Genomic DNA, 13,853 nt, shown 5'->3' with positions numbered 1-13,853 from the left:
GCATATCCTGCCGCCATCCTCATTCTTTCCGAATGCTCTCAATATAATCTGCAATCCGGCTGGTGGCGTGTCCGTCACACATCTGTAACTGATTTTTCATAAATTCCCCATATTTCTCAGATGTTGTTTTATATTCCCCCCGTTCAATCACTGCTGCCAGTTCCTCCCCGTTTGTAACCACCTTAGCCGGAAGTTCCTCCAGCTTCAGGTAAAATCCCCGTTCCTTTTCGTATTGCTCCCGGTCAGGCGCATAAACCAGAATCGGTTTTCCGGTCAGAGTAAAATCAAAAATCACGGACGAGTAATCGGTAATCAGCAAATCTGCCGCTGCGTACAACTGCTCTGTGGGAATTCTGCAGTTAGAAGCCGCCATTCTTTTCTCCAAATGAGGATGAACCTTCCGGATGACAAACCACTCCGGAGAAAGCCTCTCTTCCAGCCGGTCAATGGCTTCTGCGCCAAATAAAATTCCTTCCCCTGCATTTTGGCGGAACGTAGGGGCCCAGAGAATAATTTTCTTTCCGGCCGCCTCAGGATATTCCTTGAAAAAGCGGCTGCAGCAGTCTGCCATAAACTTTTCTGAAAAATACCGATCCGTCCTGCTAACTCCCAACGCCTGCACTTTGTCCAAAGGAAGATGAAAGGCATCAGCATATACTTTTCTGCAATGTTCGGAACTTACGGCAACCAAATCAAAATTGCGGAACATATTCTGATCCTTTACAGATATCAGATCATCCCTGGCGTCATAGCCGAATTTCTTGTATGCGCCGCAGGCGTGCCAGAGCTGAACGACCTTTGTCACTTTCCGCTTCTTCACAGAAATTACAGGAAGATAATAATCGCAAATTACGACTAAGCCTGCCTGTGCATAATATTTTAGAAAGGAAAGCATTGACTTTACGCTTGTTCCAAAACTAATTTCCGAAAAATCATGCACCAGCTCCAGAGTCCGGTATCCCCGCCGCTGCATTTCTTCTTTCAAAAGCTGCATATCTTCTGGAAATTTCTGGTGATGGGCGTCGGCAAATACTATAAGCCGTTGATCTGGACCTGAATACCGAATACAGTAAATATGGTATGCCGCAGGCAATATAAATTTTCTCAGACATTCCTTCAACGCCTGCCTGATTTTCAGTTTACCGCTCATATTTCAATATCTCCTGCCAGATTCTCTCCGTGGTGTGTCCGTCACAGGAAGACATAAATTTCTGCCGAAATTCAGTAATCTTCTCTCTGGCTTCTTCTGGATGCTGTTCTATGGTTCGGACTGCTGCCGCAAGCTCTGGGGTATCCTTTACCACAGGTCCCGGCACAAATTCCTGATACTCATAATAAAATCCCCGGTGAGCAAAATATTCTTCCAAATCATAGGCAAGAAATATCATAGGGCGTTCCATCAGCGCATATTCAAACGCCACAGAGGAATAATCTGTCACGCAGATATCTGCAATACAGAGCAATTCTGCAATTTCCAGACCGCAGTCCCCAAACACAAAATCCTTCAGTGATTCTTCTGGCTTCAGTGTCTCTTTTACAAAGGGATGGCGTTTCTCAAGGATGATATAATCCTGTCCCAGCCTTTGCTTCAGGAAAGCATAATCCAGAATCTCTGGACTGTCCGCCCTCCCGCCGGTTCCCCGGAACGTGGGCACATACAGGATGCATTTCTTCCCTTTCCCCTGGGGAACCTGCTTCAAATAGTTTTTCTTTGCCGCCCGGTGAAAGGATTCCAGGAAATAGAGATCCGTCCGGCTGACTCCCAGCGGCTGAATTGTCTCCGCCGGAACCTGAAAGGCTTCCCTGTAAGCCCAGATCACCTCCGGGCTGCTGACGGTAACCAGGGTATAATTCCTGTGGTAAGGATATTTCATAAGCTCCTTGCGGCTCTCGCCATACTCCTGATCGGCTGCGCTGAATCCCCATTTTTTAAAGGCTCCGCAGGCATGCCAGGTCTGAATCATCTGGCTTCCTCTGCGCATGTGAAAAGCTCCAAGTACATTGCAGGAATCATTGAGAAAGATATACGAAGCGTCCGACGCTTCCCACAAAAGCCCTAAGCACCTGCGGTAATAGGAAAGAGAATCCTTCCTGAAATCCAGATAATATTCCTGAATTTGAAAGCCATATTTTTGCTCCGCTTCTTCTTTTAACAGCCTGAAATTATCGCTTAACGCCCTGCCATGAAGCTCTGCGAACAGCGTCTTTCCCTTCTTAATCTTCCGAAGGGCGCCAATGTGGTACGTTCCCGGAAAAAGGATTTTGTATACCAAAAACTTAAAGATCCTCCGAATTATATTTTTGCCTGCTGTTTTACCCATATTTTCCATGCCGTTTTCTCATTCTTCCTGCTATGACATTCCTGCCATACGATTACAGGTTTTACACTAATTTTTCCAAACCATCACTGTTTTTCCAAAGGCCCGGCGGATATCCGTTTCAAAGGCTTCTTTCATATCAGCAATGGAGCCCACCTCAATGACGCTGCCAATCAGGTTCTGCAGATTGCCCACCAGTTCCCGGTTTTCTGCAAACAGCGACACCGTCCGCACAAAGTCTTCTCTGCCGCTTCGGCTGCTTCCAAACAGGCGCAGTCCCTTTTCCAACACCATTCTGGTATTGATGGGCACATGATTCTCAGACACGCCCAAAAGGGCCATAGTCCCCTCTGGCGCAATATGGTCAATCATCTGATCAATAGCCATCTGAGCTCCGTTTCCGCCTACGCATTCAAACGCATGGTCCACCACCAGATCTTTTGGAATGTCTTTGACCAGATATGTTTCCTCTGCAAAGGCAAAATCTGCCAGCTTATTCTCATCTACGCCAAAAATAGACAGCTCCACTCCCGGAAACATGGTATGAAACAAAAGAGCCGTGATATAACCCAGGTTGCCGTCTCCCCAGATTCCCACCCGCTCCCGTCTGGAATGGGCAATTCTGTCAAATCTGCTGATAGCGTGTACGCTTACCGTAATCAGCTCTGTAAAAGCCGCTACCCTCAGATCAATATCGGGCGGAAGGCATACCAGCCTGTCCCGTCCCATCTCCACATAATCCTGCATAAAACCGTCAAAACCACTGGCCCGAAACCGGCTGCTGCGCAGATAATTTTCCGCAATCACCGTATCCGGCTCCGTAGGCGTATTGGGGATCATCACCACCCGCTGGCCCGGCTGGAATTCCCCGGCTTCATCATAGACCACCTGACCGATTCCCTCATGGATTAACGCCATGGGAAGCTTCTTTGCCAGAACTTCCGCCGGACGTGTTCCCTGATAATACCTCTGATCTGCCCGGCAAATGGACAGATGCGTAGGCCGAACAATCACATTATGCAATTCTATTTCCGTAAATTCCACTTCAAATCTTCTTGGCGCCACTAAACGATACACTGCATTTAACATTATTTTCTGTCCTCTTTAATCAATGCTTCCGCCACCCGCAAATCATACGGATAGGTAATTTTAATATTGGAAACTTCCCCCTGTACCAGATAAACCTTTTCCCCCTTAATGGCAAAAATTTTGGCTGCGTCTGTTAAAATTTGCTTTTCCTCTTCTGTGAGGCTTTCGTACAGATTTTTCAATTTAACCGCGCAAAAACTCTGAGGCGTCTGTCCCTGATACATCTTCGAACGCTCCGGAATCTCGCTGATAATTTCCCCGTCATGGCTCTCCACAATGGTATCTGTGGCGGCAATCACCGTATCGCAAGCGCCATATTTTTGGGCGTACCGCACATTTTCCGAAATGATCCGGTGGGTGATAAAAGGCCTGACCGAATCATGTGTTACAATAATTGTATCCTCTGTCAAATCTCCCTGCTCTTCAATATAGGAAATAGCGTTCATGATGGTTCCGTTTCTGGTAGAGCCTCCTTTTAACACTGCAATCTCCGATGCGGGAAGCCTGTATTTGTTCAACAGAGTTTTTGTATAGGATACCCACTGTTCCGGACATAATACCAGAACTTTTTCAATCTCCGGATGAACATACATTTTTTCTACCGTATGGATGATAATCGGCTTTTCACCGATTTGGAGATACTGCTTGGGCTTTTCTGCATTTCCCATGCGGCTGCCCACGCCGCCTGCTAAAATTACGCCGTATACCATGTTCCAGCCCTCCTGACTGATTTCTGTCTGATTCTATTTATCGCTTTCTTTACATCTCTTTGCCTGATTCCGGTTTCCCCTCTTTTTCCATGTCTTTCATTTCGTTCTTTTTTTCCACATCTTTGTCAAAATCCAATTTCCGTACATGATACTGGACATCCTCTAATATCTTTCGGTTTGCCGAGATAATATCTGCCAAAAGCCCTACAATAAAGGTCTGGAAGCCCAGCAGCATCAGCGTGCTTGCCAGAATCAAAGACTGCATATGGCCTGCGCCGCTTCCGCCGATGAAATAAACCAGAAACCGTATGCCAATGGCAAGCCCCAGGGCAAAAATAATACTTCCGATAATGGAAAATACCATCAGGGGGCGGTACATCATAAACGCCCTTAAAATCGTAAGCATGGATTTCTTCACATACCCGAACATACTGCTGAACAGCCGGGAGGGCCTAAGCTCCGCATTGGTGCGGATAGGCACGGATTCCATGGCAATCTTGCTTCTTCCTGCCTGAACAATGGTCTCTAAGGTATAAGTATATTCGTTGACTACATTCAGGCGCATGGCTGCTTCCCGGCTATAGGCCCGAAAACCGCTGGGAGCGTCGGGAATATCGCTGCGGGAGGCCTTGCGCACCACCCAGCTTCCGAAATGCTGAAGCTTTTTCTTTAACGGAGACCAGTGCTCCGTGTCATCCACCGGCCTTGCACCGATGACAATATCTGTTTTCCCTTCCAGAATCGGACGGACAATTTTCTCAATATCATCTGCACAATACTGGTTGTCGGCGTCTGTGTTAACGATAATATCCGCCCCGTTCCTCAGACAGGCGTCCAGCCCTGCCATAAATCCTTTGGCAAGCCCTTTGTTCCGTTTCAAATCCACCACATAGTTGACGCCCCAGTTTCGGGCAACCTCCACCGTATTGTCTTTACTGCCGTCATTGATAATCAGATATTCAATTTCATCAATTCCTTCTATCTGCTTCGGCAGGTCATTCAATGCGATTTCCAGCGTCTCTGCTTCGTTATAGCATGGAATCTGTATGATCAGCTTCAATTTTTCTTCCTCCGTAATTGTCAATTCATAATTTTTACCAATATATCACAATTTATGCTCCATTGCAACTTTGCCAAAACCGGCAGCCCCCTTCCGTCGGCCCTGCGCCTCTGCAAAAGGGCTTCTGCACTCTGCCGCTTCTTTACTCCAGCATCTTCCGGTACACCTCCGCCACCTCTTCAATGCCGCCGAAGGCTTTGATTGTCCCATGATCCAGAATAACCGCTTTATTGCACAGCCGACAGACCTGTTCTAAGGAGTGAGACACAAACAACACCGTCACGCCCTTATCAAACATACTCATAATCTTGCCTTCGCTTTTCTTTCTGAACTTTGCGTCCCCCACAGACAGCACCTCATCCAGAATCAGAATCTCTGGCGCCACCACGGTGGCAATGGAAAATCCCAGTCTGGATTTCATCCCGGAGGAATAATTTTTCAGGGGAACGTCGATAAATTTATCCAATTCCGAAAAAGCTACGATATCATCAAATTTTTCTTCTATAAATTTCTTGCTGTATCCCAACACCGCTCCATAGAGATAAATATTTTCCGCTCCGGTGTACTGCATATCAAACCCGGCCCCAAGCTCCAGCAGCGGAGCAATCTTCCCTTTTTTGTAAACCTTGCCCTCTGTGGGCTTGAACACTCCTGCAATTACTTTCAGCAAGGTGCTTTTTCCTGCCCCGTTCAGGCCCAGAATCCCCAGACGGTCTCCCTTTTCCAATGTGAAATTAATATCTTTCAGGGCCCAGAACTCGTTGTATTCCAACTGACGTTTTAAAGATTTAATCACATATTCTTTCAGGCTGTCCACCTTTTCCTTGCTGAGATTGAATTTCATGCCTACATGTTCTACCCGAATTATTTCTTTTGCCATTTCCCTCTCCCTTTCCCGTTATATCTGCAAGATAAATTCATCCTGTTTCCTGTAAAAGACAACCAGCCCCAGGATTAAGGAAGCCACACTGAAAGCAGCGGCATACAGAAACATTTTAAAATGCATCGGTTCCCCGAATACAGCATGCCTGAAATTGGCGATAATGCAGTACAATGGATTCCATTTTAGAATCCAGCCGTAACCGCTTTTTAACAATCGATCCGGAGAATAGAAAATCGCACAGGTGTACATAACCAGCATTAGCAATACATTCCAAAGATATTCCATATCCCGAAAAAACACTCCGATGGTAGCTAAAATCATCCCCACCCCGTAAGAAAGCAGCAGCAAAAGCAGCAGGCAGGGAATCGCCCACAGGATATATAAAGTCGGAAATACCCGAAAAACCATTGCCAGGACAATCAATACCGCCAGAGAAATCAAAAATATAATATAATTAAAGAGCACGCTGGACAAAGGATAAAGGTATTTCGGCACATACACCTTCTTAATCATAGAGGCATTGGCCCGAATGGATTTCAGCGCCCCTGTTGTCCCCTGGGAAAAGAAGGAATATAGGAGACGCCCGCTTAAAATATACACCGGAAACGTAGGATCGTCGTTGCCGAACAGCGTCCCAAACACAATGGTCAGCACGCATGTGGTTAACAGCGGCTCTAACATAGACCATATGATTCCCAGATACGACCTTCTGTATTTCAGCTTAATTCCCTTTTTTACCAGTTCTCCCAACAGAAAACGGTAACGGAAAAAGTTCTTGATTCTTTCTCTCATAACTAACTGCTCCTCACCTTTCCATTTGCATATCATCTGCATACAATAATGTGAAACATATTCGTTTACAAATATTTACGGACGCCATGAAACATGTACATCAGAAAATAGTAACAGGACGCAAGCCGTCCAATTCCCATCAGACGGTATACGCCGAAATGCATTCGGGCTGATTTCAGCTTATTCCTGGATTTTCCCCCCTGGCTCATTCTGGATTTCAGCATGGGTTCATTGATTCCGCAGGCATTGCCGTACTTTTTCAGAACCTTCAGCCATAAAATATAATCCTCATGAAGCTCGTCATGGCTCATATAAAATTCTCTTGCTGCCTCTGTTTTCATCACCACAGAAGAGCAGGCAATACTGTTGGTCCGAAGCAGCATGGCATAAGTAATTATTTCTGGAGCCCCAATGCTTTTTCCTCTGGACGAACCGTCGGCGTTCATCAGTTCCCGGCCTGTGCAGCATAAAACCATGCCTGTCTCCTGCAGCTTTGTACACTGAAGCTTTAATTTGCCCTGCTGCCACCAGTCGTCCGCATCCAGAAACGCCAGATATTTTCCTCTGGCGCGGCGGATTCCTGTATTCCGGCTTTCCGCAGCCCCCTGATTCTGCTCATTGCAGATTAATGCCACTCTTTCATCCCTGGTATACTGTTTGACAACAGCAACGGTATTGTCAGAGGAACAGTCGTCAATTACCAGCAGCTCCAGCGGAACCTCCTGGCACAAAACAGACTCAATGGCCTGTCCAATATAGTTTCCGGCGTTATAAGCCGGCATAATCACGGATACGGATATTTGCTCTTCCATTCTGCTTCTCCTTATTTTACCGCCGTCCTCTGTTTCTTGTCGATTCCTTCCGTATTTTCCTTCTGAAAAATAATCTTAAAGGTCATCAGCATCAGCTTCAGATCCATCCAGAAAGAATAGTTCTCAATGTAGGTTAAATCTAATTTCAGTTTATCATAGGGTGTGGTGTTATATTTTCCATAAATCTGCGCATACCCGGTCAATCCCGCCTTGACTTTCAGGCGAAAGCTGAATTCAGGGATAACAGCCTCATATTCTCTGGCAATGCTTTCCCGTTCCGGCCTTGGCCCCACAAAAGACATTTCTCCCTTCAGGATATTAAAAATCTGGGGCAGCTCATCGAAATGGGTCTGGCGGATAATTCTCCCCACCGGCGTAATTCTGTCGTCATCTTTTCGGGCAAGCTGGGCGCCGTCCCGCTCAGAATCCATCCGCATACTGCGGAACTTAATGATCTGAAACACTTCCCCACCTCTGGTTAGACGTTCCTGGGTGTAAAATACCGGCCCTTTATCGTACAGCTTAATGCACAGTCCGATCAACAGCAGCACAGGCGACGATATTACTATCGCAACCAAAGACAGCACAATGTCCATGGCCCGCTTTATAAACCGCTGTTCTATGGTGAGCCCATGATTCCTGGACAGCATCAGCGGGGAATCAAACAGATGGATCGCCTCTGTTCCTGTCAAAATGATGTCTGAAATCTTCGGCGTAATGTATGTCCGTTTATTCTGGTCAAAACAGAATTTTAAAATGGGATTGCGCATGCTGGTGGGAAGATCGCAGAGGACAACCGCCTCATATTCCAATATTCTGGTGTACAGTTCTTCATAGCCCAGATAAACGCTGGCCGTAGCGCAGACGTTATACTTGTCCTTTCGGGAATTAATCTTCTGAATCAGGTCATCTGGGGAATGCTCCCCGTATATCACTATCATTTTCTTGGGCGGATACAGCCTGGTATAGACAAATCTTACCAGATATACACCAGGCAGTATCACCAGATATTCTGTAAATGTCAGCATAATCATGGGATGCACCGGCATGTAGTCATTTGCCACCAGGCACACTTGCAGATATCCTACCACATTTGCGCAGAAAATAGACAGAATCTGCGAAAGACATACATCGGTAATCCGCAGATACCCGATCCTGTAACCGCCGAAGGTTCTGGTGAAAAAATACATAATCAGCGCATAAATGCCAATCACCGCCCAGTTTCCTCTGTGCCAGGGACGGTTTGCTTTAGCCAGCGTCGGATAATAAATGATATACCAGGTATAGGCAAACATTGCCGCTTCCATTGCCAGCATCATAAAATTTGCAGTCAGATTCAATAAATGCTTATACTGTTCTCGTTTTCTCATATTTTATCCCTTTATCCGGTTCCGGCCTTTCCCTTACCCTTCCAGCAGCCCCCGGACCTTCTTTTTCATCCGTCCTTTGGTATTTACCCTATCCATCAGCAAGACGGCAGTTTCTTCCTCCAGAATGCTGATTCGGTAGGAAATGTCAATCTGACGTTTCCCTTCAGGGATTTCTTCTATTATAATCTTTGGATCAGAATTGTCAAATACATAACAGTTTTTTTTCATTTCATAGCCTGTGGTGGCGTAGGTTACGGGAATGGGTTCCCTTTGTCCTTCCCCGCTCCAGCGCAATGACAGATCCTTTAAAATGCAGGGAGCTAATGCAGGATCAATCCATACGGCCCTGGCCTGTTCCGGAATGGAGACAGTACATTGTATCACAGAATCATACCCATGATCCACAAACCGGGAATGCTCCTCACAAAATCCTTCCCCGAAGTCCACATACACCTGCATTCTTCTTCTGTCTTTTTCCTTTAAAACTTCTCCAAGGGGCAGAGCTTTCTTACCCATCCTGTGATAAAGTTCTCCCACAGGAACATAATTTCCCCGGATATACTGCTGAAAATTGCGTTCCATTTCTTCATATTTCAGAATCTTATCCGCTGTAATTCCAAATTCTTCATATAAATTTAAATCTTCTTTTAATATTTTACGTTTCGAAGCGGCATCCAGATAATAATGAAGGGCCCGATATGCCAAATATCCCGCGGGAACCGGAAAATCAAAGGTCCACTCATAATCCAGCACATGCCGCTTCCCGTCCTCAGTCAGCAGAATATTAGAAAAAATCAGGTCGATATCCGCCGGTTCCACCGCCGTCTCCTCCTGGGAAAAGGTTACATTTCCAAAAACCTTCTGAAATTCCGGCGTCATGGAAAATGTTCCGGTTGGCGCAGCCTCCAGAATATTCCTTACTTCCACCCTTAGAAGCTCTTTTACGCTGTTCTGTTTCCCTTCCTCTAAAAGCTGATCCAGCTTCTCCTCCAGCGTAACCCCTTTCAGATATTCAAAGAAAATCTTTTCTCCTTCCAGCCAGCACTGGTTCACCTGATACAATTTTTTCTCTTCCCAAAGCTTCTCCAGCTTTTCTTTGGCCCCTGCAATGGACTGGATATGCAAAGCTCCGGCCGGGTATTCCGGCGTTTTATACAGGAGAAACTCTTCGTTCTCTCTGGCAATACAGGTGCGGATAGCAAATTTCGGAGAACGGCCGCTGGAATATTTTGTATATACGATCCTTTTTTGGTCCGCTATCTTCTTGAATTCTTCTGTTATTTCCCCTCTCGGCTCCTTTCTGATTTCCAATTTCCCTTCGCTTTCCAGCCCTTTTCCCTCCTCCGGGTCTTTGGTAATCTCCAAAAAGAAAGAATTGGCGTACAGCGGAAACAAGCCGTCCTTTAAAATCTGGTCAAAAACCTTCCCTTCATCCATCAGCACCAGCCGATCCCTGTCAAAATTACAGATATTTTTATCCAGTTCTCCTGGTCTGGGAAGATATTCGTCCGAATAAATCACCGTGGGAAATTTGTAATCGGGATAGGGATAATAAAAGCGGTAATTTCTGTATCCGCATTCCTCTAACATCTCAACCAACTCCGGCCGGGTAAAGGTCCGGACTCCTTCCGTATTCTGATATCCCTCCAGACCTTCAAAGAAAGTTCCCACGTGATCTTCCCTGCAGCCTGCCCAATACTTTAATCCAAATTTATTTTCTATAGCAATCAGCAATCTTCCGCCTGGTTTCAAATGATTCATAATTGTCCGCAGGAATCCATGGTAAGGCTTCTCTCCACCGATATACCCCCTGCCATACTCAAACACTCCGATTAAGGTGGCATAATCAAAGTCATGTTCCAATCCTTTTTCAATATCCTGAAAATTGCCTACGCAGATCCGGACAGAATCCCGGCACTGATTCCGCAGGCCATTAATTGTACTGCGCTTCAGGGACAAATCAATGCAGGTGACAGAATCTGCTCCAGCCGCTGCTGCGCCTGTCACTGCCCCGCATCCGGAACCTATCTCCAGAACCTTTGCTCCCGTTTCAAAGGGATACCAGCTCAAAATATTCTCTCTTTCATGGGCCAGATGATACATCACCGCCCAATCCTGCTCCTGTGCAATGACCCGATTGTATTCTTCTGGCGGATAGTTCTCTGCCAGTTCTAAAATCCTGTCCTCGATCCATCCGTCACTGTACAAATCCTTTCCTGAATAGCAGGATGTGTCTAAGGTGACATTTCCGATTTTTTTCATTATGACCTCTTTCCCTACTACAATTTCTTCTATAGTGAAATGTATCTCTTTTTCCTGCAGACAATCTTTGTCTTTCGTCCTGCCAAAGCCTTACACCTGTCTCAGGGAAAAATCCGCCTTGGACAATGTCAGGTTCGGATTATAATAAGGATCTCCCTGATCCATAAAAGACTGCCATCTTGTCACAAAATACTTCATTTCTTTATAATAACGTTCCTGCTTCTGGGGAGAATCCTCCAGTCCCCGGGATTTTGACTCGTAATGATATAATTCTGCATAAGGATTATATACTATCAGCTTTCCAAATTTCTTCACTTTCATACAATAATCAATATCATTAAATGCAACCACCAGCTCTTCGGTCAGCCCGCCTACTTGCTCAAACACTGATTTTTTCGTCATCATACAGGCCGCTGTCACCGCACTGTAATTCTGGGCGCAGATAATTCTGGAAAAATATCCGTTTGCCTTGCCGTCAAATCCAATAAAGGCGTGCCCTGCAATTCCGCCAAACCCAATCACCACACCGGCATGCTGTATGGTGCCGTCCTCATAATACAGTCTGGCTCCTGTAATCCCCACATCTTCCCGCATGCAGGGACCCAGCAGCTCCCAGAGACAGTCTTTTCCAATCATCTCCGTATCATTATTCAGTAACAGCAAATACTCACCTCTGGCAAATTCTGCCCCAAAATTATTGATGGCAGCAAAATTAAATTCTTTTTCCCAATACACCACCCGGACTTTCTCATTTTCCGCTTCCAGCTTCTTATAATAATCAAAGGTTTCCGGCAGCTCGCTGTTATTCTCTATGACAATATACTCATAATTCCGATAAGAAGACTGTTCTTCCACGGAACGGATACATTTGTCCAAATCCTCCGTGTGATCTTTATTTGGAATTAAAATGGACACCAGAGGCTGTTCCTTCCATTGATAATGCACCCGGTAAAGGCCGGGATATTCTCCCATTTCCACTTTGGCAGGAATCTGCAGCCTGTCCAGATGAGCCTGCACGGCCCGTTTCCCCGCCTCAAATGCATATTTCTTGCTTTCTGGATTCTCGGAGGTGGAATTCTCATGGGCGCGCCAATGATACAGCACCCTGGGTATATGGTAAATCTCATTGGTCTGCTCACAGCAGCGCAGAACGAAATCATAATCCTGGGCGCCGTCAAATTCCCCATTTAACCACCCTGCCCGCTCCAGCAAATCCTTTTTCACCACCACCAGATGACAGAAATAATTCATACTGCAGAGCAAATCCGGATTATAATCCGATTTGAAATGCGGCTGAAAATAATGCTTTCCATTTATGGAAATCTTGTCCTCATCGGTATAAATCAATTCTGTTTCCGGCCTTTCCTGCAATACCTTTACGCACTCATACAGTGCATCCTCCGCCAGCAAATCATCATGATCCGCAAAGGCGACATAGTCCCCTTTTGCAGCTGCAAGAGCCGCATTGGTATTCTCCGAGATCCGAAGAGGCGCAGAATTGCGGATTACCTTTACCCTCTTCTCCTGTTTTTCTAACTTTTTCAGATATTTTTCCAGAGGAGAAGATTCGCCGCTGCCGTCGGACAGGCACAGTTCCCAATTGGCATAGGTCTGCTTCTGCACCGATTCCACCAGTTTTTCCAGGTATTTGATCGGAGTCTTATATAAAGGCACCACAACAGACACCAGCGGGGCATATGCAAATTGCTCATTCCGCTGCCGTTTCAGTTCCTCTTCTGTGGGCGCCACTGCCTGACGGTACTTCTCATAATCCCCCTGAGGGGTGGATTTCTGGGCAATCACCTGCATGGTACGGGCGCAGAACTGCTTCCATCCATGATGCTGAAGAAATCTTGCCCCTTTTCCAAGATAGCTGTTTCCCAGCATATTTTCAAAGAAAAAGGTAGAAACTATGGGCACTTTCACCCGGCTTGTACAAATTCCATTGGTGATTTCCAAAGTTACGGCTGACATGCCTCTGTGGGGCAGCGCCACCTCAAATCCGCTGTCAGGCATCTGTTCTGTTTCCCGGTAAATCTGGCTGACGTCCCTGCGCTCATGAAAGGACGCCTTGGCCTCTATTTCTTTTCCGCCGCCCCCTTTTACCTTGATGGTAATCGGAATGGCTGAAGCCGCCCAGCCCTTGAGATAACACTGTTCTTTTTTGAGGGTTACCTGTTCTAGGAAAAAGTCTATTTCTCCCTGAAGCTTCTTCAGGCTGGCAGCCTTTTCCTGATAAACGGAATGCTTCTTTTGTTCCACGCGGGAATTTGTAATCACCCACAGAGCCAGTTCTTTTTTCCGGTCAAAATCTTCCGGCAAGGTTACATAAAGATAATATTCTTCCTCTATTCCCAGATCGTAAATCATATAACGCTGCCGCACTTCCATGCCGTCATACGTTTCCATGACCCAGGGAAGCTTTTCCCCGTCCAAAGTTACTTCCAGTTCATCTTCTGGTTTCATGTCATGCTTCCATCCCTGAATCACCAGAATCTGTTTGTCTTCTATATGAAATCTGACTCTCACCACATTAAATTTCTCAATCATATTCTGT

At 46.0% G+C, this 13,853-nt stretch carries 11 protein-coding genes; all 11 read right to left on the bottom strand.

The annotated features are described in order from the left end of the window. Window positions 1–19 precede the first annotated feature (19 nt). Entirely contained in the window at window positions 20–1,150 is a 1,131-nt protein-coding gene (locus E5329_RS13215; protein WP_135989995.1) for a CDP-glycerol glycerophosphotransferase family protein, read from the bottom strand. Continuing rightward, window positions 1,140–2,273 (bottom strand): CDP-glycerol glycerophosphotransferase family protein, encoded by a 1,134-nt coding sequence (locus tag E5329_RS13210; protein ID WP_168356616.1) that lies wholly within the window; start codon window positions 2,271–2,273, stop codon window positions 1,140–1,142. Before E5329_RS13210 ends, E5329_RS13215 begins: the two co-directional genes overlap by 11 nt. A gap of 114 nt (window positions 2,274–2,387) precedes the next feature. Further along, window positions 2,388–3,407 carry a ribitol-5-phosphate dehydrogenase gene (locus E5329_RS13205; RefSeq protein ID WP_135989993.1) on the bottom strand — a complete coding sequence of 340 codons (1,020 nt, stop codon included), beginning with the start codon at window positions 3,405–3,407 and terminating at the stop codon, window positions 2,388–2,390. Next, entirely contained in the window at window positions 3,407–4,117 is a 711-nt protein-coding gene (locus E5329_RS13200; protein ID WP_135989992.1) for an IspD/TarI family cytidylyltransferase, read from the bottom strand. Before E5329_RS13200 ends, E5329_RS13205 begins: the two co-directional genes overlap by 1 nt. Window positions 4,118–4,166: 49 nt before the next feature. After that, window positions 4,167–5,177 (bottom strand): glycosyltransferase family 2 protein, encoded by a 1,011-nt coding sequence (locus E5329_RS13195; RefSeq protein ID WP_135989991.1) that lies wholly within the window; start codon window positions 5,175–5,177, stop codon window positions 4,167–4,169. A 142-nt stretch (window positions 5,178–5,319) separates the two neighbouring features. After that, window positions 5,320–6,057, bottom strand: a complete 738-nt coding sequence (locus tag E5329_RS13190; RefSeq protein ID WP_135989990.1) for an ABC transporter ATP-binding protein — start codon at window positions 6,055–6,057, stop codon at window positions 5,320–5,322. 18 nt (window positions 6,058–6,075) lie between these two features. Further along, a complete protein-coding gene (locus tag E5329_RS13185) occupies window positions 6,076–6,852 on the bottom strand; it encodes an ABC transporter permease (RefSeq protein WP_135989989.1) in 777 nt (258 codons plus the stop codon). A 65-nt stretch (window positions 6,853–6,917) separates the two neighbouring features. Then, a complete protein-coding gene (locus E5329_RS13180) occupies window positions 6,918–7,664 on the bottom strand; it encodes a glycosyltransferase family 2 protein (protein ID WP_135989988.1) in 747 nt (248 codons plus the stop codon). Between the two features lie 11 nt (window positions 7,665–7,675). After that, a complete protein-coding gene (locus tag E5329_RS13175) occupies window positions 7,676–9,034 on the bottom strand; it encodes a sugar transferase (protein ID WP_135989987.1) in 1,359 nt (452 codons plus the stop codon). 33 nt (window positions 9,035–9,067) lie between these two features. Next, entirely contained in the window at window positions 9,068–11,296 is a 2,229-nt protein-coding gene (locus E5329_RS13170) for an SAM-dependent methyltransferase (RefSeq protein WP_135989986.1), read from the bottom strand. A 90-nt stretch (window positions 11,297–11,386) separates the two neighbouring features. Beyond that, a complete protein-coding gene (locus E5329_RS13165; RefSeq protein ID WP_135989985.1) occupies window positions 11,387–13,846 on the bottom strand; it encodes a glycosyltransferase family 2 protein in 2,460 nt (819 codons plus the stop codon). Between the last annotated feature and the right edge of the window lie 7 nt (window positions 13,847–13,853).

Origin of the sequence: Petralouisia muris (assembly GCF_004793545.1) — a bacterium.
In the GTDB taxonomy this organism is placed as follows: domain Bacteria; phylum Bacillota; class Clostridia; order Lachnospirales; family Lachnospiraceae; genus Petralouisia; species Petralouisia muris.
This window is presented reverse-complemented; position numbering and strand designations above follow the sequence as displayed.

Excerpts from the sequence above, each read along its gene's own strand:
- E5329_RS13215 (WP_135989995.1), bottom strand. The coding sequence starts at position 1,150 with ATGAGCGGTAAACTGAAAATCAGGCAGGCGTTGAAGGAATGTCTGAGA.
- E5329_RS13205 (WP_135989993.1), bottom strand. The coding sequence starts at position 3,407 with ATGTTAAATGCAGTGTATCGTTTAGTGGCGCCAAGAAGATTTGAAGTG.
- E5329_RS13200 (WP_135989992.1), bottom strand. The coding sequence starts at position 4,117 with ATGGTATACGGCGTAATTTTAGCAGGCGGCGTGGGCAGCCGCATGGGA.
- E5329_RS13190 (WP_135989990.1), bottom strand. The coding sequence starts at position 6,057 with ATGGCAAAAGAAATAATTCGGGTAGAACATGTAGGCATGAAATTCAAT.
- E5329_RS13185 (WP_135989989.1), bottom strand. The coding sequence starts at position 6,852 with ATGAGAGAAAGAATCAAGAACTTTTTCCGTTACCGTTTTCTGTTGGGA.
- E5329_RS13180 (WP_135989988.1), bottom strand. The coding sequence starts at position 7,664 with ATGGAAGAGCAAATATCCGTATCCGTGATTATGCCGGCTTATAACGCC.
- E5329_RS13175 (WP_135989987.1), bottom strand. The coding sequence starts at position 9,034 with ATGAGAAAACGAGAACAGTATAAGCATTTATTGAATCTGACTGCAAAT.
- E5329_RS13170 (WP_135989986.1), bottom strand. The coding sequence starts at position 11,296 with ATGAAAAAAATCGGAAATGTCACCTTAGACACATCCTGCTATTCAGGA.
- E5329_RS13165 (WP_135989985.1), bottom strand. The coding sequence starts at position 13,846 with ATGATTGAGAAATTTAATGTGGTGAGAGTCAGATTTCATATAGAAGAC.